This is a genomic window from Halococcus morrhuae DSM 1307, from assembly GCF_000336695.1.
GTDB lineage: Archaea > Halobacteriota > Halobacteria > Halobacteriales > Halococcaceae > Halococcus > Halococcus morrhuae.
Map to the genome: position 1 here is coordinate 1 of NZ_AOMC01000063.1, position 25,295 is coordinate 25,295.

The 25,295-nt window shown below is 65.3% G+C and carries 22 protein-coding genes and 2 tRNA genes; 10 read left to right on the top strand and 14 right to left on the bottom strand.

Features of this window, described 5'->3' with window-relative positions; translation table 11 throughout:
• The 4 genes from C448_RS04025 to C448_RS04040 all read left to right on the top strand — a co-directional run.
• On the top strand, window positions 1–182 hold a 182-nt coding region (locus C448_RS04025; RefSeq protein WP_004052031.1), incomplete at its 5' end, for an ABC transporter ATP-binding protein C-terminal domain-containing protein.
• Window positions 179–925, top strand: a complete 747-nt coding sequence (locus C448_RS04030) for an ABC transporter ATP-binding protein (protein WP_004052032.1) — start codon at window positions 179–181, stop codon at window positions 923–925. The genes C448_RS04025 and C448_RS04030, both read left to right, overlap by 4 nt.
• A gap of 103 nt (window positions 926–1,028) precedes the next feature.
• A complete protein-coding gene (locus C448_RS04035) occupies window positions 1,029–2,681 on the top strand; it encodes a long-chain-fatty-acid--CoA ligase (RefSeq protein WP_004052033.1) in 1,653 nt (550 codons plus the stop codon).
• Window positions 2,678–3,475, top strand: coding sequence for an enoyl-CoA hydratase/isomerase family protein (locus tag C448_RS04040; RefSeq protein ID WP_004052034.1), 798 nt, complete (start codon window positions 2,678–2,680; stop codon window positions 3,473–3,475). The genes C448_RS04035 and C448_RS04040 overlap by 4 nt, the downstream gene beginning before the upstream one ends.
• Window positions 3,476–3,788: 313 nt before the next feature.
• On the opposite strand, the gene C448_RS04045 is transcribed toward C448_RS04040, so the two are convergent.
• On the bottom strand, window positions 3,789–4,943 hold the full coding sequence (locus tag C448_RS04045) for an acyl-CoA dehydrogenase family protein (RefSeq protein WP_004052035.1): 1,155 nt from the start codon (window positions 4,941–4,943) through the stop codon (window positions 3,789–3,791).
• A gap of 168 nt (window positions 4,944–5,111) precedes the next feature.
• On the opposite strand from C448_RS04045, the gene C448_RS04050 reads away from it, so the two are divergent.
• The 3 genes from C448_RS04050 (at window position 5,112) to C448_RS04060 (ending at window position 8,653) form a co-directional block, all read left to right on the top strand.
• A complete protein-coding gene (locus C448_RS04050) occupies window positions 5,112–7,076 on the top strand; it encodes a 3-hydroxyacyl-CoA dehydrogenase/enoyl-CoA hydratase family protein (RefSeq protein WP_004052036.1) in 1,965 nt (654 codons plus the stop codon).
• A 51-nt stretch (window positions 7,077–7,127) separates the two neighbouring features.
• Window positions 7,128–7,202, top strand: a tRNA-Glu gene (locus C448_RS04055).
• 254 nt (window positions 7,203–7,456) lie between these two features.
• Entirely contained in the window at window positions 7,457–8,653 is a 1,197-nt protein-coding gene (locus tag C448_RS04060; protein ID WP_004052037.1) for an AI-2E family transporter, read from the top strand.
• 90 nt (window positions 8,654–8,743) lie between these two features.
• Here C448_RS04060 and C448_RS04065 read toward each other — a convergent pair whose 3' ends face one another.
• From C448_RS04065 to bioB, 6 genes are all read right to left on the bottom strand, one after another.
• Window positions 8,744–9,064: a 2Fe-2S iron-sulfur cluster-binding protein gene (locus C448_RS04065; protein ID WP_004052038.1), complete on the bottom strand. Its 321-nt coding sequence runs from the start codon at window positions 9,062–9,064 to the stop codon at window positions 8,744–8,746.
• The gene (locus C448_RS04070; RefSeq protein WP_004052039.1) at window positions 9,065–10,468 is read right to left on the bottom strand and encodes a selenium-binding protein SBP56-related protein; all 1,404 of its coding nucleotides are present in this window, start codon (window positions 10,466–10,468) and stop codon (window positions 9,065–9,067) included. It abuts the gene before it with no gap.
• Between the two features lie 114 nt (window positions 10,469–10,582).
• A complete protein-coding gene (gene bioD, locus C448_RS04075; RefSeq protein ID WP_004052040.1) occupies window positions 10,583–11,275 on the bottom strand; it encodes a dethiobiotin synthase in 693 nt (230 codons plus the stop codon).
• On the bottom strand, window positions 11,268–12,515 hold the full coding sequence (locus tag C448_RS04080; RefSeq protein WP_004052041.1) for an aminotransferase class I/II-fold pyridoxal phosphate-dependent enzyme: 1,248 nt from the start codon (window positions 12,513–12,515) through the stop codon (window positions 11,268–11,270). Before C448_RS04080 ends, bioD begins: the two co-directional genes overlap by 8 nt.
• Window positions 12,515–13,540, bottom strand: coding sequence for a hypothetical protein (locus tag C448_RS04085; protein ID WP_004052042.1), 1,026 nt, complete (start codon window positions 13,538–13,540; stop codon window positions 12,515–12,517). Before C448_RS04085 ends, C448_RS04080 begins: the two co-directional genes overlap by 1 nt.
• Window positions 13,541–13,562: 22 nt before the next feature.
• Window positions 13,563–14,669, bottom strand: a complete 1,107-nt coding sequence (bioB, locus tag C448_RS04090; protein WP_004052043.1) for a biotin synthase BioB — start codon at window positions 14,667–14,669, stop codon at window positions 13,563–13,565.
• A 540-nt stretch (window positions 14,670–15,209) separates the two neighbouring features.
• On the opposite strand from bioB, the gene C448_RS04095 reads away from it, so the two are divergent.
• Window positions 15,210–15,404 (top strand): cold-shock protein, encoded by a 195-nt coding sequence (locus C448_RS04095; protein WP_004052044.1) that lies wholly within the window; start codon window positions 15,210–15,212, stop codon window positions 15,402–15,404.
• 108 nt (window positions 15,405–15,512) lie between these two features.
• Here C448_RS04095 and C448_RS04100 read toward each other — a convergent pair whose 3' ends face one another.
• The 3 genes from C448_RS04100 to C448_RS04110 all read right to left on the bottom strand — a co-directional run bounded on the left by C448_RS04100 (window position 15,513) and on the right by C448_RS04110 (window position 18,663).
• A complete protein-coding gene (locus C448_RS04100; RefSeq protein ID WP_004052045.1) occupies window positions 15,513–16,304 on the bottom strand; it encodes an SDR family NAD(P)-dependent oxidoreductase in 792 nt (263 codons plus the stop codon).
• 42 nt (window positions 16,305–16,346) lie between these two features.
• Window positions 16,347–17,207: an MBL fold metallo-hydrolase gene (locus tag C448_RS04105; RefSeq protein WP_004052046.1), complete on the bottom strand. Its 861-nt coding sequence runs from the start codon at window positions 17,205–17,207 to the stop codon at window positions 16,347–16,349.
• Between the two features lie 292 nt (window positions 17,208–17,499).
• Window positions 17,500–18,663, bottom strand: coding sequence for an enolase C-terminal domain-like protein (locus C448_RS04110; protein ID WP_004052047.1), 1,164 nt, complete (start codon window positions 18,661–18,663; stop codon window positions 17,500–17,502).
• Between the two features lie 188 nt (window positions 18,664–18,851).
• Between C448_RS04110 and C448_RS04115 the strand changes: the two genes are divergently transcribed.
• Complete coding sequence (locus C448_RS04115) at window positions 18,852–20,051, top strand: hypothetical protein (protein WP_004052048.1); 1,200 nt, start codon at window positions 18,852–18,854, stop codon at window positions 20,049–20,051.
• 169 nt (window positions 20,052–20,220) lie between these two features.
• Here the strand turns inward: C448_RS04115 and C448_RS04120 are convergent, their stop codons facing one another.
• The 3 genes from C448_RS04120 to C448_RS04130 form a co-directional block, all read right to left on the bottom strand.
• Window positions 20,221–20,820: a TetR/AcrR family transcriptional regulator gene (locus C448_RS04120; protein ID WP_004052049.1), complete on the bottom strand. Its 600-nt coding sequence runs from the start codon at window positions 20,818–20,820 to the stop codon at window positions 20,221–20,223.
• 76 nt (window positions 20,821–20,896) lie between these two features.
• A tRNA-Arg gene (locus C448_RS04125) sits at window positions 20,897–20,969 on the bottom strand.
• 44 nt (window positions 20,970–21,013) lie between these two features.
• Window positions 21,014–21,598, bottom strand: a complete 585-nt coding sequence (locus C448_RS04130; RefSeq protein ID WP_004052050.1) for a 2Fe-2S iron-sulfur cluster-binding protein — start codon at window positions 21,596–21,598, stop codon at window positions 21,014–21,016.
• Between the two features lie 625 nt (window positions 21,599–22,223).
• Between C448_RS04130 and C448_RS04135 the strand changes: the two genes are divergently transcribed.
• Window positions 22,224–24,185, top strand: a complete 1,962-nt coding sequence (locus C448_RS04135) for an AMP-dependent synthetase/ligase (RefSeq protein WP_004052051.1) — start codon at window positions 22,224–22,226, stop codon at window positions 24,183–24,185.
• A gap of 38 nt (window positions 24,186–24,223) precedes the next feature.
• On the opposite strand, the gene C448_RS04140 is transcribed toward C448_RS04135, so the two are convergent.
• Complete coding sequence (locus tag C448_RS04140) at window positions 24,224–25,291, bottom strand: NAD(P)-dependent glycerol-1-phosphate dehydrogenase (protein WP_004052052.1); 1,068 nt, start codon at window positions 25,289–25,291, stop codon at window positions 24,224–24,226.
• Between the last annotated feature and the right edge of the window lie 4 nt (window positions 25,292–25,295).

Sequence of the window (25,295 nt, forward strand, 5' to 3'; positions counted from 1 at the left end):
TCGCCGAGCTCCGCGACGAGGGGCTGACGCTGGTCGTGGTCGATCACAACATGCGCGGGCTGCTCTCGCTCATCGATCGGGCGATCGTCATCCGCTTCGGCTCGAAACTCGCAGAGGGAACCCCCGAGGAGATCCGGGCGAACGAGGCGGTCCAGGAGGCCTACCTGGGAGGAAGTACATGAGCACCGAGACGAGTGACGGAACTGCGACCGCCAGCGATCAGGAGGGCGCGGCGCTCGCCATCGACGACCTCCGCGTGTCGTACGGCAAGGTCGCCGCGCTCCGCGGCATCGACCTCCGAGTCGAACGCGGCGAGATCGTTTCGGTGATCGGTCCGAACGGCGCGGGCAAGACGACGCTCGCCGAGACCATCACCGGCTTTCACGACTACCGGGGCAGCGTTCGGCATCGGGGAGCGGAGGTGAGCGGGCGCTCGACGAGCGATCTCGTGAGCGAGGGACTCATCCACTGCACCGAGGAGCGCGACCTCTTCGGCCACATGAGCGTCGCGGACAACCTCTCGCTCGGGACGTTCCGTCGCGGCGACGCCGACGAACGCCGTTCGTTCGTCTACGAGCTCTTCCCGGCGCTCGAAGAGCGCACCGACCAGCACGCGCGGACGATGAGCGGCGGCGAACAGCAGATGCTCGCCATCGGGCGGGCGCTGATGAGCGCGCCCGAGTTCCTGATCCTCGACGAACCAACGCTCGGGCTCGCGCCGGTCGTTCTCGACGACATCAGCGACGGGCTCGAACGCATCCGCGAGGCCGGCGTCACCGTCCTCCTCTGTGAGCAGAACGTCACCTTCGCGATGGATCACGCCGACCGCATCGCGCTGCTCGAAAACGGCGAACTCGTTCGGGAGGACACGCCCGAGAGCCTCCGTGACGACGACTACATCCGCGATGTCTATCTCGGCGGATGAAAAATATTCTTACCGCTGGTAACGAAAAACGCTTGTAAACGAATCACTGGTTGTTCGAGGGGCAACCCTTTAAACCGTGGCGTGCGTCCACACATGGGAATCCATGACGAATCTCGTGACGGACGTCGCGTCGACAGTCGACAAGAATCCCGAGGCGACGGCGATAGCGTACGACGGGCAGGAACTGAGCTACGAGGCGTTTTGGTCCCGGACTGGGAAATTCGCCGCCGGTCTCGACGCGGCGGGCATCGACCCCGGCGATCGAGTCGGCATCTATCTGCCGAACCTCCCGCAGTACGTCGTCGCCTTCCACGGCGCGCTCAGGGCCGGCGCGGTCGTCGTCCCGATGAACCCCCAGTACAAATCCCGCGAGATCGGCCATCTCCTCTCGGACAGCGGTGCCGAACTGGTCGTCACGCTCGCCGATCTCGTACCAGTGGTCGAGTCGGTACGCGAGGAGACGGCCGTCGAGACCGTGGTGAGCGTCGGTGGTGATGCCGACGGCTCGATCGCGTTCGAGGAGTTCCTCGGCGAGAGCGAACCTTCCGTCGTCGAGCGGGCGGACGACGACGTGGCGTGCCAGCCCTACACCTCGGGCACCACGGGACAGCCGAAGGGCGTGCTGCTCACCCACCGCAATCTCGCCTCGAACGCACGGATGGCCGCCGATCTCGCCCCCGACGGGACGGGTGTCGGGGACCGATCGATCGGGGTGCTCCCGCTCTTTCACATCTACGGGATGACCGTCACGATGAACGCCGCGCTGTTCTCGGGGGCGGCCTACTACCCGCTGCCCGAGTGGGACGCGCAGACGGCGCTCTCGCTCATCGAGAACGAGGAACTGACGATCATGCAGGGCGTGCCGGCGATGTTCAACGATCTCGTCAACCAGCCGAACGCCGACGAGTTCGATCTCTCGACGCTGCGGTTCGTCAACTCCGGCGGGAGCAGCCTGCCGATCGAGGTGCTGCGCCGGTTCGAGGAACGGTTCGGGTTCCCGCTCTACGAGGGCTACGGGCTGACCGAGACCTCGCCCGTCACACACTTCAACATGCCCGATGCCCGCCGTGTCGGCTCGATTGGCCACACCCTCGACGGCGTCGATGCGATGATCGTCGATACCGACTTCGAGCCGGTCGAACGAGTCTCTGAGGGGCCGGTCGACGAGGGCGAGACCGATCTCGATGCGATCACGGGCGAGCTCGTCGTCGCCGGGCCGAACGTCATGAAGGGCTATCACGACCGCCCGGCAGCCAACGAGGAGGTGTTCACCGAGCAGGACGGCCAGCGGTGGTTCCACACCGGCGACATCGGCTACTGGGACGAGGACGACTTCTTCTACATCGTCGATCGCGAGAAGCACATGATCGTGACGGGCGGCTACAACGTCTATCCACGTGAGGTCGAGGAACTGCTGTTCGAGCATCCCGACGTGGCCGACGCCGCAGTCGTCGGGATCCCCGACGAGCGCCGCGGCGAGACGGTGAAGGCGTTTGTCGTCCCCGCGAGCGCAGCGAGTGGGGGTTCGTCGGGCGAGGGAACCGAGTCCGACGGTGTTCCGACGCCGGACGCCGATGTGACCGAGGACGAGATCAGGGAGTTCTGTCTCGAACGGCTCGCGGAGTACAAACACCCGCGCGAGGTCGCGTTCGTCGACGAACTGCCGCGAACGACCACCGGAAAGGTCCAGAAGTTCGAGCTCCGCGGGCACGAGGACGGTGCGACGGGCGAGGAGAGCGAGGAGGTGGCCGAATGAGCGACGACGAGGCGGTGCTGGTCGCCGTCGAGGATGGGGTTGCGACGCTGACGCTGAATCGACCGTCGGTGCGCAACGCGCTCACCGAAGAGATCTCGTCGGGTATCATCGACGCGCTCGCGGAGCTGGAGGGCAGCGACGCGCGCTGTCTGGTGATCGAGGGTGCTGGCGGGGCCTTCTCAGCGGGTGGCGACGTGAACGCGATGGCCGAGCGGCTCGCGGGCGACGTGGCGCTCGACGAGGCCGTCCGCCACATCAGTCAGGAGACCAGCCGGGCGGTCAAGCGCGTCGCGGAGTTCGATCTCCCCGTCGTGGCGAAGATCGACGGGATCGCCTTCGGTGCGGGCGCGAACCTCGCCATCGCGTGCGACGTCCTGCTGGCGAGCGCCGAATCCAGGATCAGTTTCGGCTTCCGACAGGTGGGGCTGGCGGTCGATTCGGGCACGTCCTATCTCCTGCCGCGGATCGTCGGCGAGAACACGGCCCAGGAGCTCGTCATGACCGGCGAGCTCGTCGAGGCCGAGCGCGCCGAAGAACTGGGACTGTTCAACCACGTCTATCCCGACGCCGAGTTCGACGAGCGCGCCGACGAGTTCGTCGAGCAGATCGCCACCGGGCCGACCGTAGCGCTGCGAACCTCGAAACGGCTCGTCCGGCAGGGGTTCGAGAGTTCGCTCGATCAGGCGATGGAGAACGAGGCCGCCGCGCAGGCCGCCGTCTTCGAGAGCGACGATCACCGCGAGGGTGCGGAATCGTTCATGGCCGGCGAGGAACCCGATTTCGAGGGGCGATAGCTGGCGGTGGCCGCCGGCTGCGGCCGGCGGTTGCGGTTTGCGGTAGCGGTACCTGGCGGATGAAGGGCGAGGCGCGCGAGCGACTGGAAGGAGCGAGTAGCGAACGAAGTGAGCGCGCGCCGAGGGCTTCGGCGGTGCTGTGCGGTGGCGGGACGGATATGGTGAGCGCCAGCATCCGCGCGAGTGTAACGAGCGCGGTTCACCGGGAGCGACCGAGCGTAGCGAGGGAGCGAGCGGGACGTTTTTAGCGTAGCTTTTTGCAAGGACCCTGAGCGAGCGCAGCGAGCGAATGGGGACGCAGTAAAAAGGTACTTTAGAAGCCTTCGCCGAGCAGTTCGCGCGCGATGACGTTCTTCTGGATCTCGCTGGTGCCCTCGTAGATCTGGGTGATCTTGGCGTCGCGGTAGAACCGTTCGACGTCGAAGTCGTCGACGTAGCCCGCACCGCCGTGGATCTGGACGGCTTCGTCGGCGACCTCGACGGCGACGCGCGAGGCGTACTCCTTGGCCATCGAGGCGAGCGTGGTCAGCTGTTCGTTTTTGTTGTCGACGCTCCAGGCGGATTTGTAGGTGAGCTGGCGGGCGGCCTCGATCTGGGTGTGCATCTCGGCGAGCTTGTGCTGGATGGCCTGGAATTGGCCGATGGACCGTCCAAACTGCTCGCGCTCTTGAGCGTAGTCGAGCGCGCGTTCGAGCGCGCCTTTGGCGATGCCGACGCCTTGGGCGGCCACCCCAGTACGAGTAGCGTCGAAGAACTGCATCTGCTGGAGGAAGCCCGCACCCTGCGTGCCGACGAGGTTCTCCTCGGGAACGCGCACGTCGTCGAGGAGGAGTTCGGCAGTGTCCGAGGCACGGATGCCGAGCTTGCCCGTGATCTTCTCGGCAGTGAACCCGTCTCGGTCCGATTCGACGATGATCTGCGAGAAGCCGTTGTATCGCCCCTCGGCGTCGGGGTCGGTTTTGCAGAGCACGACGAAGTAGTCACCCACGGAGCCGTTGGTGATCCACATCTTGTTGCCGTTGATCACCCACTCGTCGCCGTCCTTTTCGGCGCGGGTCGAGACTGAGGAGACGTCGGAGCCCGTGTCGGGCTCGGAGATGGCCGCGCCCATGATCGCGTCGCCGCTCGCGATCGGCGGAAGATACTCCTCCTTTTGATCGTCGGTGCCGGCCGCGATGATCGCCTCGGCCCCGAAACCGGTGCTCGCCACACAGAGACCGATGCCCGGATCGACGGCGAACAGCTCCTCGGAGATGATCGCCGTCTCCAGCGTGGAGTAGCCCGCACCGCCGTACTCGGCGGGGATGGTCGCACCGAGCATGCCCATCTCGCCGGCTGTCTCGATGAGATCGTGGGGGTAATTCTCTTCTCTGTCGTACTCGCTCGCGATCGGTGCGATCTCGTTGTCGGCGAAACGGCGCACCTCGTCACGGATCTGTTTCTGTTCGTCGGACAGTTCGTAGTCCATAGACGTTCGTTATACATCCCCACATCAAATAAGTTCGTAACCTAGAATAAACTCATCAGACGTTTCTGCAGGAGGTCGGTCGTTCGGCCGGTATCGGAACTCGTTCGAGGAGAATGCTGTGGGGGACAGAAACGTTGAAGCCCCGTCGGCGAGTTCTAACGATGAATCATGAACGTCGACGAGATCGACACGATCGCGGTGCTCGGTGCCGGGAACATGGGCCACGGCATCGCCGAGGTCGCCGCGCTCGCGGGCTACGAAGTCCGTCTGCGTGACATCAACGAGGAGTTAGTTGAAAACGGCTACGACCAGCTCGAATGGAGCGTCGGCAAGCTCGAAGAGAAAGACCAGCTGACCGAGGAAGAAGCCGACGCCGCCCTGGATCGTGTGACGCCGCTGGTCGATCTGGAGGAGACGGTCTCGGGAACAGACGTCATCATCGAGGTCGTCCCCGAGAAGATGGAGATCAAACAGGACGTCTACGGCGAGGTCGAGCAGTACGCGCCAGAGGACGCCCTGTTCGCGACGAACACCTCGTCGCTGTCGATCACCGACCTCGCGGAGGTCACCGAACGACCCGAACGGTTCTGTGGGATGCACTTCTTCAACCCGCCCGTTCGGATGCAGCTCGTCGAAGTCATCTCGGGTGAGCACACCAGTGACGAGACGCTCGATACAGTCGAGGCGCTCGCCGAGGAGTTCGGCAAGAGCCCTGTCCGGGTTCGCAAGGACAGTCCGGGATTCATCGTCAACCGAGTGCTCGTCCCGCTGATGAACGAGGCGGCGTGGCTCGTCGAGGACGACGTGGCGACGATGGACGAGGTCGACAGCACGACGACGTTCGAACTTGGACTCCCGATGGGCAGCTTCGAACTCGCCGACCAGGTGGGCATCGACGTCGGCTACCACGTGCTCGAATACATGCACGAGACGCTCGGCGACGCCTACGAGCCGTGCCCGCTGCTCGAAGCGAAGGTCGAGGCCGAGGAGCTGGGCAAGAAGACGGGCAAGGGGTTCTACGACTACGAGGATGGCAACGGTGCGGACATCCCGACCGATGCCGGCAGCGAGGAGATCGAAGCCAGACTGCTGGCCGTGATGGCCAACGAGGTCGCCAAACTCGTCGGCAACGACGTTGCGCCCGCCGCCGACATCGACGAGGCGGTCATGCTCGGCGCTGGCTTCCCCGAAGGGCCCGCCAAACTCGCCGACAGCGCGGGTCTCGACTCGCTCTACGAGACGCTCGTCGATCTCCACGACGAGACTGGTGCAGCGCGCTACGAACCCGCCGACGCGCTCGAAGCGCATGCCGACGAGGGGTTCTACGGGAGCGACGACGAGGAGGGCGTCGAGTTCGAGAGCATCCGGATCGAGCATCCCGGCGACATGGTCGGGACGATCGTCATCGACCGCCCCCACCGGATGAACACGATCAACCCACAGATCCTCGACGAGCTCGACACCGCGATCGACGTGCTCGAGGACGACGATGACGTGCGCGCAGTGTTGCTCGTCGGTGCCGGCGACGACGCCTTCTCCGCCGGTGCGGACGTCCAGTCGATGGCGGCGAACGCCGACCCGCTCGACGGGATCGAGCTCTCGCGCAAGGGTAAGGAGACCTTCGGCAAACTGGAGGAGTGTTCGATGCCGGTCGTCGCGGGCATCGACGGCCACTGTCTCGGCGGCGGGATGGAGCTCGCGATGTGTGCCGACCTCCGGGTGGCCTCCGAGCGCTCGTCGTTCGGCCAGCCCGAACTCGATCTCGGCCTCCTCCCCGGCTGGGGCGGCACCCAGCGCCTCCAGCATATCGTCGGCGAGGGTCGTGCGAAGGAGATCATCCTCACCGCCGATCGCTACGACGCCGCCGAGATCGCCGACTACGGCTTTCTCACCGAGGTCGTCGAAAACGGCGAACTCGAAGAGCGTGCCCACGAACTCACCGCCGATCTCGCGGGCGGGCCACCGATCGCCCAGGAGTTCACCAAGCGCGCCATGCTGCGCGGCTGGGAGGACACCGAGGCCGGCCTCGAGATCGAATCCCAGGCGTTCGGCCATCTGCTCAACACCGACGACCTGATGGAGGGCGTCACGGCGTTCATGGGCGACTCAGACCCCGAATTCGAGGGCAAGTAACCACGGAACGGAACGCTTAACAGGCGGTATCGGGAACGAACGGATGCGTTCGCTCGGTTGGTGTAGTCCGGCCAATCATTTCGGCCTTTCGAGCCGATGACCGGGGTTCGAATCCCCGACCGAGCACTCTTCTGCGGAACGAAGTGGAGAAGAGCGTGTAGGGGATGGTTCGAGCGGACCTGGTGCAGTGGTGGAGAGCACTACCGATGGATCCACAAACATGCTCCCCATACCGAACCATCCCATCCGCTCCCCTGTCGGCGAACGATACGATAGCGCACTCCCGGCGAGCCGTATCCGACAACGGTGGACTCCGTGAGCCATCGTAAGCGCGTGCAGGCACAACCGTTTCCCGCTGGCTGACAATACGTCTCAAGAGGATGTCTGAGAGAACTCTCGGCCCCCTGTCCGACCGGACACGGTTCGGGTGGTGGCTGTTCATCTTACTGCTCACTATCGTCGCAGCGTTTCTCGCGTACTCGTTCGTCGGCATGATCGTGCTCGGCGTCTTCGGCTACTACGCGACCCGGCCGGTCAACCGCCGTCTCCGGAACACGGTGGACTCGAACAATGTTGCGGCGAGCATCACCGTTCTGGTGGTCGTGGTTCCGATCCTGCTGCTCATCGGCTACGTCGGTTTCAATCTCTTCCAGCAGCTCCAGCAAGCGATCGGTACTGGTGGCCCAGCGACGTTTGGACTCGTCGACCTCAGTGCGCTCCCGGCTGCTCAGCGCGAAACCGTCACCACGCTGCTTCGCGATCCAGCCCAGTTCATCAGCCAACCACAGCAGACGCTTCAAACCGTGGTTCAACTCGGAGGGCAGGTCGTCGGAGCAGTTGGAGGTGGCATCGTTTTCTTGGGGCTCGTCGTCGCGCTTTCGTTTTTCCTGTTACAGAACGATGTGGCTCTCTCGCGCGGACTCCGCGAGCTGTTCGGCGGTCGTGATACCACCGCGTATGCGTATGCCATCGCGGTCGACGAGGACCTGGAATCGGTGTTCTTCGGCAATCTCCTGTTCGTCGTCGCGATGTCGGTCATCGCGGTGGGCACCTACGAGATAACGAACCTGCTCGCTCCTGAAGCGCTCCACGTTCCGATGGCACTCGTGTTGGGGGTTCTGACTGGCATCGCCAGTCTCATTCCAATCGTCGTCGGCAAGGTGATCTACCTGCCGATCGTCGCCTATCTCGGCTTTCAGGCGGTGCGTTCGAGCGGGAGTCTCCTGTTCGTCGGCGGAGCATTGGTAGCGTATTTCTTGATTCTCGATATCCTCCCACAGACGTTCTTGCAGCCGTACATCACCGGTCGCCAGCTCGATATGCTGGTGTTGATGTTCGGCTACATCCTGGGGCCGATCCTGTTCGGCTGGTACGGGTTCTTCCTCCTGCCGATCGTCTTCGTCCTCATGCTCGAAGCGGTTCGGATCGTGCTCCCCGAACTGATCCACGGCGAGGAGCTCACTCCGGACGTTTCGATCGGTGAGGGTGTCGGGACCGACCCACGGTCGGCGCGTGAGACTCCCACAGAGGAGATGACCGACTCGTCGCCCGAAAACGACGATACGACCACCGACTGACGAACGGGCGAAAAACGGCGACAGTTCTGACTCGTTCTATCTATGATGCCGTTCTTCGAGTGAGATTCCTCAGCTCCCCCACTCGCAGCCTCACTTCCACGGATTCGAGACGAGTTCCGCCTGCACCGTCGCCCCGACCTCGACGTGACAGTCCGAACGCGGCTTCGCGATACAGAGCAGGACGTATCCCTCGGTGCTGTGGCGTGGTTTCAGCGCACGCGCTCGTTCGGTATGGACGAGATCGCCCGCGATCAGTCGGCCCGTACAGGTGCCACAGGCACCGTACAGGCAGCCATAGGGAAGCGTCTGCTCCGTCCGTCTGGCAGCCTCGACGACGGTTTCGTCGGCAGCGACCGCGATCGTCCGAGTTGGTCCGTCGCGCCAGTCGAGCGTCACCTCGTGGGTGACCATCTACTGCCAGACGTCGCTCGTGCAGTCGCCGCCGGGCCAGCGGATCTCGTGGGCACGCGCCGGACCGCCGGGTGCGTCGCCGAAATCGACGAGGAACTCCTCGTCGAGCTCCATGCGCCCCTCCTCGGGATAGACGTCGGCTTTCATCATCAACGAACCCTCGTCGGCGATATCGGGATAGAACTGGTTGTCCCACGACGAGAACAGCGACGTTGTCCAGTAGAGCCGGCGGCCGTCGCGGCTGAGCTGGAGCATCTGTGGCGCACCGCGGATCTCCGTTCCCTGGATTGACTGCCGATCGCCGAAGTTGCCGCCGGCCCAGATTTGATCCACGAGTCGCGGGTTCCCCGTGTCGCTGATGTCGTACATCCGGCAGTCGCCGTGCAGCCAGTTCGAGAAGAACAGGTACTGATCGTCGAGCGAGATCAGCGTGTCCGTGACGAGCCCCGGGACGGGCATCTCCCAGTCGGGATGCTCGCGGTCGTCGATCTCGATGACCGTCTCCCAATCCCATGTACCGTCGTTGCGCTCCCAAAAGCGGATGATGTTCGATGCAAGCGCCGCGCCGACGTAGCCCTCGGTCGCTTCGGGATTGTGGAGCATCCGGATCTCCAGCGGGATTGCCCCTTCCTCGCCGAACGACAGCGTCTCCCGATGTTCCTTCGTTTCCCAGTCCCAGATATGGATGCTGTCGCCATACCGACCCGCTTCGACGTCGTCGAGATCGAAGCCCGGATAGTAGGTCTTCGGGGCAGCCCACTCCGTCGAGAGCATCACCCCATGCCGGGGCTGATACCAGTAGTCGTACTGCATCTCGACGTCGCCGCGGTCGGCCTCCCAGCGGCCGTCGATCGAGAAGTCCTCTTGGTCGAGCTGGAGGAATCCGCCGGGAAGTTCGCCGTCGGCGTTGCCGAGCATGCTGATGACGATTTTTCCCTCGGGTACGCAGTGGACGGTATGTGGTGCCGAGAGGTCGTGCTCGAACACCGCCTCTGGTTCGATGACGCGTTCGATCTCCGGCTCTCGCGGGTCGGCAGCGTCGATGACGTGGATGCGCGAGGAGCGCTGGCCGGGAACGATCAGGTGGTCGCGCTGGAGGCCATCCATGTGACACGACGACGAACAGGTGTTCCAGCCGAAGTGATGAAGCTCGTCGCCTTCGTTCGGCATCTCCACCGTATCGATGATCTCACTGTACCGCTCGGAGGTCGGATCGACGTCGATGACGGCGATGAAATCCGGTTCGTCGGTGTCCATGCCGACCCGCGGTGCCATGACGAACGCGGTCTCCTCGCGCGCCGATTCGGTGCGCATCGCCGCGGGCGTCGGATAGCCCGGTCCCTCGACGTCGTGGTGTTCGTGGCCGTGTGCGGCTCCCGGATCGCTCGATTCGTCGCTACTCATGGCGAGCAGTACCATCGATATGCTAATAAGTGCTTGGTGGTACCAACCCACATCTACTATGGGGTCGTCGCCGGCAACCGACCGAGAGCACCGAAACGACCCGGACGACTCGTCTCACGTCTCAACCGGCAACACGGCCGCTGGAAGCTGACCCCGAACCCCACGGACGGCGTTCGTCGGTGTTTCGAGGTCAAGCGGTGACAGCGTATGGGCCGGCACGCCCGTCATGCGCTCGATCGCCGCTGGATTCGTCCGCTCGGCGGTGCTCTCGCCGGTGTATTGGTTCAGGACGACCGCGTGGGTCGCGACGCCGCGTTGCGCGAGCGCCTCGACGGTGAGCGCGGTGTGGTTCAGCGTTCCGAGGTCGGCGCATGCGACGACGACTGCGTCGAGACCGAGATCGGCGACGAGATCGAGAACGTCGTGCGCCTCGGTAAGAGGCACCCGTACACCGCCGATCCCTTCGAGAACGCCGACCTCGCTTGCGGCGAGTGCCCGTTCGCATTCCCGGCGGATCGCCCCGTACGAGAGCTCCACGCCGGCTTCCGCGGCGGCGATCCGGGGTGCGAGAGCCGGCTGCAACCGCTTCCCGCAGGTCGACGCGTCATCGGTGCCACAGACTTCCCTGACGAACGTCGCGTCGTCATCCGTCGGAAACCCGGTCTGTACCGGTTTGATCGCGCGGGCATCGACCCCCTCGTCCCGGAGCCAGCCGACCAGCCCGGCAGTGACGACCGTCTTCCCGACACCCGTGTCGGTCCCGACGACCGCGAACCCCGTCCTCTCACCCCCGCTTCGCTCACTCATCGAGCACCCCGACGGCACGACCCGCCTCACGGAACGCACGCAGACAGCGTTCGAGCTCAGCGTCGGTGTGGGTCGCCATCGGGGCGACCCGGATTCGACTCGTCCCCGTCGGGACCGTTGGCGGGCGGATGGCTGGCGCAATGACGCCGTGATCCACGAGGCGATCGGCCAGCACCATCGCTCCCGCCCGCTCCCCGACGAGCACAGGCAGGATCTGGGTTTCGCCGAGCACCGTGTAGCCCATCGCTTCGAGCCCCTCGCGGAGCCGATCGACGGCACTCCACAGCCGGTGGCGGCGCTCGCTCTCACTCGCGATGGCGAGCGCTTCGCGCGCCGCCCCGGCGGCGGGCGGTGCGAGCCCGGTCGAGAACACGAACGACCGCGCGGCGTTCAGGAGGTGTTCGATCAACGCGTCGCTCCCGGCGACGTAGCCGCCCTGGCTCCCGAGCGCCTTCGAGAGCGTGCCGAGCTGGACCTGCACGCGCTCCCCGAGACCCTCGCGCTGGACGATGCCGCCCGCCCCGTCGTAGAGCCCGGTCGCGTGGGCTTCGTCGACCATCACCCACGCGCCGTGGCGTTCGGCGATATCGCAGATCGCCGCGAGTGGGGCGATGTCGCCGTCCATGCTGAACACCGAATCCGTCACGACGAGCCGGGTTTCGTCGTCCGTTGCGCGTGAGCGGTCCGCCAGCGCCGCGGCGAGCGCGTCGGCGTCACAGTGGTCGTAGACGACCGTCTCCGCGCTCACGAGCCGACAGCCGTCGACGATACTCGCGTGGTTCGACTCGTCCGAGAGGATCACGTCCGGCGCGAGCGCCGTGATCGCCCCGACGTTCGCGGCGTAGCCCGACGAGAAGACGAGCGCCCGATCGGTCCCCTTCGCGGCGGCGAGATCGCGTTCGAGCGCACGATGGACGGGTGTGTCGCCGGTGACGAGGCGGCTCGCGCCCGCGCCGGTGCCAACTGCCTTCGCCGCTTCCGTTGCTGCTCGCTGTACGCGTTCGTCGCTGGCAAGTCCGAGGTAGTCGTTCGTGGCGAAGAGCAGTCGCTCGGGATCGTCGAACGTCGGTGGCTCACCACCGGGATCGGGAGACACCCGGCTTCGTGCCGCGACGCGCTCCGTCGGAGCGAGATCGCGACGCAGCCCGCGCTCCTCGCGGGCAGCGAGTCGATCGTCGAGATCGAACCCGGCCTCGGGATGACGATGACCGCGTTCACCGGTCGTGTCGTCGCTGCCCATCAGAATTCGGGCATGAGGTCGGCCGGGCCGAACACCCCGTACTCGCCAGCACGATTCCGCTGGACGCCGGCCTTCAGGTAGCCGAGCGCCGGGCCGTTGACGTTCGCGGCCATGCTGGTCTCGTCGCCCAATTCGAACGTGTTGGTCGCGTGCTCGCCGTCGAACGTACGTCCCGTGACGCTGACGGTCGTGGTCGTCGGCTTCTCGTCGCTGCGGACGTCGAGTATCCCGCCGACGGACACGTCGTCGGCGTCGCAGATGCCTGCCCGCTCCAAGAGGACGTCGTCGGCATGTTCCATCTCCTCGAACTCGATCACGCCGTCGTGCTCGTCGACGATCCCCTCGATCTCCTCGTCGGTCAGCTCCCGCGCGGTCTCGATGTCGTAGCCCGGCAGATGGGCGATGTCCTCCCGAACGGTCCCCCGATTGTCCTCGTAGCCGGATTTGAGTCCGACACCCCAGTGGATCTCCACCGATTCGATCTCGACGAACGACTGAGCGGCGAGTGCTGCCGCGCCGGTGAGGAAGCCGGGCGTCGCGCCCGCACCGCAGACGAACGTGATCCCCGACTCCTCGAAACTATCGGCTCGCCCGTCGAGCATCCCGATCACCCGCGAGCGCTTGAGCACGTCGACGAGGACACCCTCGTAGCCCGCGCCTGTGAACCGTTCCGCGACCCGCGGGATGAAGTCGTGTTCGAGGTTCGGGAGCGCGATCAGGACCGCGTCGATCGCGTCGCTCTCGGCGATGATGTCCTCGATCGGTGTCTCGGTCGAGCGCGCCTGTGCCGAGGCGACGACGCCAGCCCCCGCGCCGTGTTGCTTGACCGCCGCACCGCCGTCGGAAGCGACGTTGCCCTCGGTCGCCGCGAGGAGTTCGTCGACGTCGAGACCGTCGTGATCGATGGCGATGCCGTTTCGGTCGCAGGCCGCGACGGGGAGCAAACCGGGTTTCTCCCGCGATACGTCGAGTGCTCGTCGCCCGATGCCGCCCGTGCCGAGAACCGCGAATCTGATGTCGTGCATGTCTGTGATGATCGTCGTTTTCTCAGTCGTCACTCGCGTCGATCCTGGCCGATTCGGCCGGCGTTCCGACCGCCGAGTCGTCCCTGTCGCGCGCCTTCACCGCTTCCGGATCGAACTCGTTCGATTCCATGTTCGGCTCCAGGCCGGCGCGCTCCATCGCCTCGATGTCAGCACCGGGCGACTGGCCCTCGGTCGTGAGGTAATCGCCCGTGAGGACGCCATCGGCACCCGCCTCGAACGGGAGATGCTGTTCGTCCGGTCGGAGGTTCACCTCCCGGCCGCCGGTCAGCCTGACCCGCGCCTCGGGATGGAGCAGCCGGTAGACCGCGATCGTCTCGACGAGCTCGGTCGTCGAGATGGCGGCGTGATCGGCGTCGCCGAGTGGCGTCCCCGCGACGGGGTTGAGGACGTTCACCGGGAACGAGGCGATCCCGATCTCCTGGAGTTCGATCGCCGCCTCGACCCGGTCGGTCGGCGTCTCGCCCATCCCGAGGATGACGCCGGCACAGAGATCCATGCCAGCATCCTTGGCGACCCGGAGGGTGTGGAGGCGGTCCTCGAAGTCGTGCGTGGAGACGATCTCGTCGAAGTAGCGCCGCGAGGTCTCGATGTTGTGGTTGTAGTGGTTGAGCCCCTCGTCAACGAGGATCTCGGCCTCTTCCTCGGTGAGGAGGCCGAGCGAGGCGTCGACCTCGACGGCGGTCTCGTCGCGGACCAGCCGGACGGCTTCGATGACGTCGCGCCACTCCTCCGGTCGGCGCTCCTTCGAGACGCCCTTCTCGGCGACCACGATGCCGAAGCGCTGTGCGCCGTCGCGTTCGGCGCGTTTCGCGGCCGCGAGAATTTCCTCGGGATCGAGAAAGCCGTGGGTGTCGATGCCGGTATCGAAGTGGGCTGACTGCGCGCAGAAGCCGCAGTCCTCCGCGCAGTCGCCGGCTTTCGCGTTCACGATCGAACAGGCGTCGACCGTGCCGTCGCCGAACCGTGCGCGGACGAAATCGGCGGCAGCCGCGAGCTCCTCGACCGGTTGGGCGAGCAGTGCGAGCCCGTCCGTCCGATCGAGGCGCTCGCCCGCGAGCACGCGCTCGACCGCGCCGTCTATCGTTCGGTTTCCAGTCTCGTAAACCATGACTCCGAAGACAGTTTACGGAATAATAAATCCTCCTGTCGACCGTCGGCAAAGAACGACGCGAGGCGGCCGTCGAACCCGTGGACGTTCACGACGGAGGTCGCTCGTCGGGTAACCGGCGTTCCCGAAACTATCGGCTGGTGCGGAGCGTACGAAGTCGAACGGTGGTCCTACAGCGGAGAAACTGGCTGGCGAGAATCAGACGTCGATGACGTTGTTGCAGTGCGTACACGGGACTCGATTCGAGTCGTCCATCTCGTCGTATTCGGTCTCGTTTCCGCATTCCTCGCAGGTCACTGTCGCCATAGCTCAGCTACGGTTTCGTGCGGTATGAACGTTCGGCGTCCTCGTGAGGACCGTCATCTGGGTTCCCCGTCGCCACTCGGCTGTTCGATCGTTTTCGGTTCGGACTCATCACGTGATCCAATACACGGTTCATGACGGTCGACGGAGGGAAGATCCACGGTACGCACGCTCCGGGTCCGTGATACCGCCCCTCGCGCAACCCTTATCCCCGGATGGGCGTTGGGTTTGCTTGCAATGGCAACTGGTACGGTTGACTTCTTCAACGACACGGGCGGTTACGGCTTTATCGACACTGAGGACTCCGAGGAGGACGTTTTCTTCCACATGGAGGACATCGGCGGCCCGGACCTCGAAGAGGACACCGAAGTCGAATTCGACATCGAACAGGCTGACAAAGGACCGCGAGCGACCAACGTTACCCGACAGTAACGCAGCTCAGCGGACGCGGACGAACAACGAACCATCGATTTTTATGCGCAGCTCGAAACCGAGCGACGGCCATCCACAACGTAGAAACCCAGTGGGAAACCGAAGGGTTCAGATCGCCGTCCAGCCGCCGTCGACGAATAAGAGCTGGCCGGTGACGTAGGAAGCGTTCTCGCTGGCGAGGAAGAGCGCCGCACCGGCGTTGTCGTCGGGATGGCCGGCCCGCCCGAGCGGAACGGGTTTGATGAACCCACCCTCCTCGCCGGCAGCTTCCTGAGCCTCGTCGGACCAGCCCTCGGTGAACTCGGTGGCGATCTGTCCGGGCGCGATCGCGTTCACCCGGATGTCGTGCTCGGCGAGTTCGAGCGCCGTGCCCTTGGTGATCATCTTGATCGCCCCCTTGGTCGAGTCGTACTGGACCTGGCCATGCTGAGCGACCCACGAGGAGATCGAGGCGGTGTTGACGATGCTCCCCGGTTCGTCGCGATCGATCATGTCCCGTGCGGCGGCCTGCGTCCCGAAGAACACGCCCTTGGGGTTCGTCTCATGAAGCCGATCGAAGTCCTCCTCGTCGACATCGAGAAAGGCCTCCGAGTGCTGGACGCCGGCGTTGTTCACCATCACGTCCACACCGCCGAACTCGCGGGCGGCCTCGACGACCGATTCGAGTTCGTCCGGATCCGAGACGTCCGTCTCGACGTACTCGCCGGTGCTGCCCGACTCCGAAATCAGTTGATGGGTCGGCACGCTCTCTCCGTCCATCTTCGGCTCCTCGCGCACGTCGGCGACGATGACTGTTGCGCCCGCGCGCCCGAACCCGAGGGCGATGGCGCGTCCGATGCCTGCGCTGCCGCCGGTGACGATCACGGTCTCGTCGCTGTAATCGAAGTTCGCCGTTCCCATAGCCCCTGCTCGCACGTCGACCCCTTAAATCCGCTGCCGGCGCTACTCGCGGCGATCCTGCAACTGCACGACGCCCGGTTCGCCGACGTCCACGCGATCGCCGATGGAGACGATCTCGACGACCCGCGGGTACTCGTAGGAGGCCGCGTGTTCGTGGATGACCTTCGGATCGGAGCCCACGCCCTTCCACATGTCCCAGTGCACGGGCATCAACCGCTGGAGTTCGAGCTGGTTCGCCGCCTCGACGACCTGCTCGCCGTCGTTGTACCAGTCGGTCGGGTAGGTTTCTGGAGGATTGTCCTCGGTGTGGAAGACGTTCCCGACGGTGCCGTAGGCGAGCACGCCGAGATCGATGTCGAACTCGTCGGCGATGTCGGCGAACTCGTCGGCGGGACGGGAGTCACCCGCTGCGAAGAAGGTGCCCGACTCGTGTTCGACGACGTAGGTCACTGGCTCCTCGGCATCGGGGTCGTTCGCGCCGCGGACGTGGATCGAAAGGTCGCCAACGGTGAAGTCGTCACCGGGCGCGACGGTCTCGGCTGGAGGAGCCTCGACATCACCATCGTAGTTCGGCGCGTCCTGGGAGGCCGCGGGCGCGTAGAGGTCGCCGCCGCACTCTTCGACGAGCGCGCGGTGGGAGGGCGGATGCATGTGATCGATATGCTCGTGCGTGACGAGGACGGCGTCGCAGAGCGTTGCGTCGGCGGGGTCCATCGGCACGGGGATCATCCGGATCGTGCGCGGCGGCGACCCGTCGCCGAGATACGGGTCGAGGTAGATCGTCGTTTCGGCGGTGCGGAGGACGTAGCCATTGCAACCGAGATACCAGACCGCGAGCCCGTCCGGGTCGGCGGCTTCGATCTCGTCCTGTACGAACCAGTCGCCCCACGTCGAGTGTACCATACCGCGCAGGTTTCGCCCTCGATGGTAATATACTGCCGGCCGGCTCTCGTCGATCGCCCGCGCCACCCATGGCCCGTTGCGGTCGGCGCGCGCTCGCGCTCGTGTGCGAACGAAGTGAGCACCGAGCGCGGACCGGCGCGTGAGGGATGAGCGAAGCGATGCGACCGTAGGGAGCGAGCGGAGCGAATCGGCTGGGGAGGTATGTGGGCGGTGCGGTTCTCGTTTGCATCGGGATTCGCTGCGGACGAATCAACTGTTGCCCGATTTCGAACAGGAATGTCTGCGATTCGCCCTACTCGTAGGTTCGCCCGCCGGTTTTGTGCTCGTCGATGAACACCCAGTCGTACTCGATGCCGAGGCCCGGCCCGTCAGGCACGGGCACGGTCCCCTCGCTATCGATCGAACCGAGCTGGTCACCGTACTCCTCGTAGATCGGTGGGGCGGTGTTCTGACAGTCGGGGTGGACCAGCGCCATCTCGTAGTAGTTCGCGTTGCGCATCCCGGCCATGCAGTGGCGCTGGGCCGGACCCGGCGAGTGGATCTCGACGTCGAGACCGTGGCCCTCGGCCATGTGGGCGATCTTCATCGCGCCGGTAATGCCCGCGTCGTATTCGGGATCGGCGCGGACGAAGTCGGTCGCCTCGCGGTCGACGAAGTCGGTGTGTGATTCGAGCCCGCGGACGTGTTCGGTCTGGAGGATCGGCGTGTCGAGCTGCTGGCGGAGCTTTCGGTGGGCGTGCTGGGAGATGCCGCCGTCGCGGAAGGGGTCCTCGTACCAGAGGAACTCCTGTTCGTCGCACGCGCGGCCGACCTTCAGCGCATCGCCGAAGGTCTCGTACTCGCAGGCGGGGTCGATCATCAGATCCATCCCGGGCACGCGCTGGCCGACCGCGCGGACGGTCTCGATCTCACGGTCGATGTCGCGGCGCTCGTCGCTACCGCCCCACCCATGAATTTTGAACCCGCCGTAGCCCATCTCCTGGCACTGTTCGGCGAAGTCGGCGTAGGCCTCGGGCGAGTCGAGTCCGCCGTTATCGTCGGCGTGATAGGTCGAGGCGTAGGCGGGCAGGCGCTCGCGATACTGACCGAGCAGTTCGGCGATGGATGCGCCGTAGTGTTTGCCGGCGAGATCCCAGAGTGCGATGTCAACCGGTCCGATCCCCATGCGGTCATACTTTCGAAGGGCGCGTTTCATCTCCGACCAGTGGCGCTCGCGCCGGAGGGGGTTCTTCCCGATGAGATAGTCGGCGACCTCGTGAAACTGAGCGAACGCCGGCGAGTTGCCGCCGACGAACTCGCCGGTGAGATCGCCGTCGGTGTGGACACGAATGCTGAACAGCCGACGTTCGGTGGTCTCTCCGGGCTCGTAGACGAGGTTGAACCCCGGATCCGAGCCGACGTCGGAGAGCATGTAGCTAAATTCCGTCGTTTCGATGCGCGTGATTTTCGGCGGCATGACGACCCGCTACACAACCGTGATAGAAAAACCCATCTGATGCCATCGCACTTTCCGCTGTCGACGCTCCACGATCACGCCGATTATCCCGATCACGTCGACCTCGTTGATCACGTGTCTGCGCCATGTTTGCTGGCCCGTCCGTCGAACCGGTGGCCGTATATGGCAGACGATACAACCCCCGAACAATGACTTCCAGCACGGACCGCACCGCCACGGATCGGTCGGACGGCCGTTTCGGAAGCCGACGTCTCGGGCGCGCCATGCTCACGGCCGTCCTCCTCGTCGCCGGGCTCGGCTCCATGCCGGTCGCCTCCGCCCACGGCGGAACCGTCACGGTCAACGGGTTCAGACTCGAACAGTGGTTCGGGCTCATCCCACTCGTCGTCGGTCTCGGGATCGTCGTCGCCAGCCAGTATCTGCATCGCCTGCGGCCGGCAGCGGCCCGTTACCGCCTCCAGGGGACCATCGTCGGTCTCGTGGTGGGGATCTTCGGCGCGATCTGGATCGTCCAGCTCTCGCCCTACGAGTGGCTGACCGCCCAGCCGATCGTTCCGCGGGCGATCCACGCCCCGCTGATGCTGCTCGTGGGTGCGGGCATCATGCTCGCGAGCGTTCTCGTCGGTCAGTTCCGCTGGTCCCGGCAACCCCGGTTCGCCGGTCTCGGCGTACTCCTCGGGATGTGGGTCGCCTATCCAGGACTCTCCGCGCTCGGGCTCTATACCGAGACGAACTCGCTCGGCTATCTCGTCGTCCTCGGACTCGTCGTCGCGCTCGGCTACGTCCTCTATCGGGACGCCGGTGGTCTGATCCGTCGACTCCTTGCCGACCGGACGGCCCGCCAATTCGGGGTCGCCGTCGGCGCGCTCTCGGTGCTCTTCTTCGCGTTCTCGTCGGGCATGCTCTATCTGATTCCCGACGACGGCACCGGCGTGTCGCTCTCGGAACAGATCGTCTCCGTGCTGCCGGTGGCCGACCCGCTGGTGATGTGGCCGGCCGTCGAGTTCTGGTATCCCACCGTGCCGATCGGCGGGGTGATCTCGGTCGGGACGGTGCTCCTCGTCACCCTGTTCGGCACGCTCATCGGGCTGAATGCGGCGCTCTTCGCCTTCCAGTCCGGTAGCGGGACCTCCCAGACGAGTGCAGGGATCGCCGGCATCGCCGCCCCGCAAGCGTGCTGTTGCTGTGGCCCGGCACTCTCACAGATCGCCGTCGTCACGCTCGGCCCGTCGGCCGGCGCGCCGATCTATCTGCTGTTCGGCGATCCCTCCTCGTCGATCGGCTCGCTGTTTTTCGTCGCCAGCGTGGCCGTTCTGACGGGGCTGCTCGTCCGCGCCACCGACCGGCCCGACGAACCCCAGCCCGAACCTGCGACCGCGCCCGCGTAACTCACGGACGATACTGTCTCTATCGAGCAGTTCGGCTGCTACTGACGACGCAGCGGCTATCCATCCAGATGAACCAGCACTGGCTCACAACGAGTAACTCGACTGTAGTAACGAGCAGGGCCTGCGCCCGAGCGATGAAGACGTGATTGTGTCGCCCGCCCTCGATCGGTCAGTCGTCCCCGTCGGCGATGAGCCGTGACTCGACGAGATCGACGACAGCCTCGCGGGCGGCGGTGACGTCGTCGTCGGTCGTCACGCGGCGCAGCATCGCGCCGGTGACCGTCGACACCAGCAGCGTGGCCGTCTCCTCGACACCGATCTCGCGGAAGCTCCCGTCGTCGACACCGGCGGCGAGCACGTCGACGAACGCATCGTGGATGAGCCGGTCGACGCGAGTGAACTGTTCGCGGTAGGCTTCCTTCGAGAGCGCCCGCGAGCGCAGTTCGAACAGCGCGAGCTGAAACTCCCGATGCTCGTCCGGCGGCGACTCCGGAAGGAATTCGTCGACGAGTGTCCACAGCTGTTCGTCCGGACTCTCGTCTCTATCGATCGCGTCCTCGATGGAGAACTGGTCGAGCAGATACGAGAGAAACGCGATGAGGATCTCGTCTTTCGTGTCGTAGTGGTAGTAGAGCAGCGATTTGCTCTTGTCGAACTCGTCGGCGATCGCCTGGATCGTGAGGTCGGCGTAGCCGTGCTCACAGAGGGCTCGATACGTCGCCTCCATGATCTCGATCTGTGTCTCGTTGCGGGCGGTGTCCGCACTCATGGTAACTAACTATTCAGTCAAGATGGAAAAGCGCATCGCTCCGTGTCGGCTCGCTCGTCGCTTCGGTCCTCGTGCACGGGCGCGACGGGATTTGAACCCGCGACGTCTTGGTCCGGAACCAAGAACTCTATCCACTGAGCTACGCGCCCACAGAACAGGAGAAGGAGGTCGGTGGTTTAGGCGTTGTGATAGCTCAGGGCGTCTCGTTCGTTTCGAGCGTCATGTCGGACGTCGGGTAGGCGACACAGGTCAGCGTGTAGCCGTCGCCGACTTCGTCCTCGCTAAGCATCTCCTGGCCATCGTGGGTGAGATAGTCCTCGGAGGGGCCGTCGGCGACGTGGCCGCCACAGGAGAGACACTGGCCTTCACGGCAGGCGTAGGGGAGATCCCAGCCCTGCTCCTCGCCGGCTTCGAGCAGCGTCTGGTTTTCGGGCACGTCGAGCGTCTCGCCTTCCTTCTCGTACTCGATCTCGTACACCTCGGCCTCGTCGTCCGGGATGGCGGCCGGACTTGCGGACTCCTCGCTCTCTTCGCCCTCGGCGAGTTCACCTTCGGCACCGCCCTCGCCACCGATCGCTCCGGCCGGAGCCCCACCGCCACCGATCGATCGGTTCATCGGCTCGGGGAAGTTCGTCTCCGGAACGCTCTCGGCACGCCGTTCGAGAACCGACTGCGAGACGTCGTCAGGGATGGGGCGCTCGGTGCCCGAGGAGAGATGCAACACCACCGTCATCAGCACCAGCAGAACGCCTATCGACAGCCCGAATGCCTCGACCATGTCCGGCGTATGGAAGGGCGGTTTAACTACCTATTGATTCCCCGCACCCCACCTTTTGCTGCGCTCGTTCGCTTCGCTCACTCACTGGCAAAATCTGGACCAAAAGCCTCGTCGCTCCCTCGTCTCGCGGCTTCGCCGCTCGACATTCGAGGTCGTTCGAGAGGCGCAAAGCGCCTCTCGTGATCTCGAAGTGCCGAAGGCACTTCGAAGAGTCATCGGAAGACCGCAGGTCTTCCGAGATGACGAGACGGCTTCGCCGTCTCGAACCACGCTTCGCGCCTCGCTTCGGTCACTCCTCGGCCCGCTCAACTCGCACCTTTTTACTTCACCCGTTCGCTTCGCTCACGGGTTCGCAAAAATCTGCACCAAAAACTCCCACTCACTCGCCTGCGGCTCGTTCGCGGTACGGATGCTGCCGCTCCGCTACAGCCACCGCAGAAGCCCTCGCTCACTCACTCCGTTCGTGACCTCGCCCTTCATCCACCAGGGCCGCCACCACAGCACCGCAGCCGTCCGGCGGCCGCACCGCCACCGCCACGCGGCCGTGGGGCTGCCACCATCGTCGTCAAATCCCACCGCCTGTGTCCGGGCCAACAGCTATGGTCGCTGCGTGACATCGACGACCATGAGCGACGGGGATTGGCGCACGGCCGAGCGCGACCACACCGACGAAGTCATCGGCACCGACACCGTCCCGCGACTGTTCGAGCGGAGCGCGACCCGCAACGCCGACCGACCGGCCCAGCAATACAAGGGCGGCGTCCACGAGCGCTCGCTCGCCGGCACCGTCATCAAACCCGCCGACGCCGGCGAGTACGTAACGCTCAGCTACGAGGAGCTTCAGTCGATCGTCCGCTCGCTCGCAGCTGGTTTCCGCGATCTCGGCGTCGAGAGCGATGACAGAATCGGGATCTTCTCCGCGTCGCGCATGGAGTGGGCACAGGCCGATTTCGCCCTGCTGGCCGCTGGTGCGGTCGTCACGACGATATACAAGGAATCCTCGCCGCGACAGGTCGAGTATCTCCTCGACGATCCCGGAGCCACGGGGGTGATCGTCGACAACCGCGACAGACTGGAACGCGTGCTCGACGTCGAGGACGCACTCGATCTCGAATTCGTCGTCGTGCTGGACGACGTTTCGACCGATCGTGACGACGTCTTCACGCTCGCCGATATCTACGAGCGCGGCGAGCAGGCATTCGACCGCGCGGCCTACGAGCGCTGGCTGAGCGAGCGCACCCCCGACGATCTGGCGAGCCTCATCTACACCTCCGGCACAACGGGCAAGCCCAAGGGCGTCAAAATGAGCCATCGGAACTTCCGTGCGAACATCAACCAGCTCAGAAAGCGCTTCGGCGACCGCCCCGACAAGTCCGCGGACCTCCCTTCCGTGGGCCGCGAGACGGTCGCACTCTCCTTTCTCCCGCTTGCACACGTCTTCGAGCGCCTCGCTGGCCACTTCTTCCTGTTCGCGAGCGGTGCGACCGTCGCCTACGCCGAGAGCGCCGACACGGTGGCCGAGGACATTCAAACTGTCCAGCCGACGACGGCAACCAGCGTCCCGCGCATCTACGAACGCATCTTCGACTCGATGCGCGAAGACGCCGACTCGGCGATCAAACGCCGGATCTTCGAGCGCGCGGTCGCGGCGGCAAAGCGCACCAGTCGTCAGGACGATCCGGGCCGGACGCTTCGCGTCGAGCGCGCGCTCGCCGATCGCCTCGTCTACAGCACCGTGAAGGAGGCGATGGGCGGCAACATCGAGTTCTTCATCAGCGGCGGCGGCAGCCTCTCGCCGGAGCTCGCCAGACTGTTCGACGGGATGGGGCTCCCTATTTACGAGGGCTACGGGCTCACCGAGGCTGCACCCGTCGTCTCGGTCAACCCGCCCGAGGCACCGAAACCCGGCACGCTCGGCCCGGCGCTCACCGGTGTCGAGACGAAACTCGACGCGTCGGTCCTGCCGGCGGACCAGTACGACCGCGACGGCACGGTCGGCGAACTGCTCGTCCGCGGCCCGAACGTCACCGACGGCTACTGGGAGAACCCCGAAGAGACCGACGCCGCCTTCGAGGACGATGGCTGGCTGCGGACCGGCGACATCGTCGAGCGCGATGGGGACGGCTATTTCGTCTATCACGAACGGCTGAAACAGCTGCTGGTGCTCACCACGGGCAAGAACGTCGCGCCCGGGCCGATCGAGGACTCCTTCGCCACCTCCGAGCGGGTCGAACAAGCGATGGTGCTCGGCGACGACGAGAAGTTCGTGAGCGCCCTGGTGGTCCCGAACTTCGAGGGACTGCGCGCGTGGGCCGCCCGGAAGAACATCGAACTGCCGAGCGAGCGCGCGGCGCTCTGTCGCGACGAGAACGCCCGCGAATGGGTCGATGCACACGTCGAGAACGTCAACGAGGAGCTCGAACCCCACGAGCAGATCAAGCGTTTCGAACTCGTTCCGACCGCGTGGACGCCGGAAAACGACCTGCTCACGCCATCGCTAAAGAAAAAGCGCCGCAATATCAGGACTCGCTTCGCCGACCGGATCGATCACATCTATGCCGCCGAGCAGCCGGCGGCCGACGATTAGCGAGTTCCCGACCGGAGCGTCGAAACGCAGGAAGCGGTCTACGCCCGATCGATGACGCCCGTCGCCGTGGCGAGCTCGCGGGCGGCGCTCTCGTTCATCCCGTTGCCGAGGATCGTGTAGCGATCGCGGATCTCGTGGGCGCTCGTGAGCGCCTCGATGATCGCCGCGTCGTCGATCCCGAGCTCGGCGGCGGTCGTCGGCGCGCCGAGGCCGGCGAGCGCGTCGCGGATGTTCGTCCATCTGCCCGCCTCGCCGCTGTGGAGGTACTCCGTCAGGATCGAGCCCACACCCACCTGATGACCGTGCAGCGCCGTGCCGGGGGCGATGCGGTCGAGCTGGTGGCTGAAGAGATGTTCGGCCCCGCTGGCCGGCCGCGAGGAGCCGGCGATCGACATCGCCACCCCGGAGGAAACGAGCGCCTTGACGACGACCCAAGCCGACTCCTCCAGGCCCTGCTTGATCGAGTCGGCGTTGTCGACGAGCATCTCGGCGGTCATCTGACTCAGTGCGCCCGCGTACTCCGAATATTCCACGTTTTGAAGGCGGTGGGCGAGCTGCCAGTCGCGGACAGCAGTATAATTCGAGATGATGTCGGCACAGCCGGCGGTGGTGAGCTCCCAGGGCGCGTCGGCGATGATCTCGGTGTCGGCGACGACGGCGAGGGGTGGCTCGGCGGCCACGCTGTGGCGCGAGTCGCCCTCGGGGACCGACCCGCGCCCGGAGACGATGCCGTCGTGGCTCGCGGCCGTCGGCACCGAGACGAACCCCATGTCGAGCGAGTCGCTCGCCATCTTCGCGATGTCGATCGGTTTGCCGCCGCCGACGCCGACGAGAAAGCCCGCCTCCTCGGCGCGGGCGGTCTCGATGACGCGCTCGACGGCCTCGAAGCTCGCCTGCTCGACGACGACCGTCGCCGGCTCCATCCCGTTCGCGACGAAATCGTCGACGACGCGCTCGCCGGCGACTTCGCGGGCCGTCGGACTGGTCACGACGAGGGGATCGCCAGCCAGGTGGAGTTCGGCGATGGCCTCGGTCGTCTGCGGGAGCACGCCGTGGCCGACCACGACGTTGCGCGGCAGGCGGATCCACGTGGTCTTGTCGAACATGGCC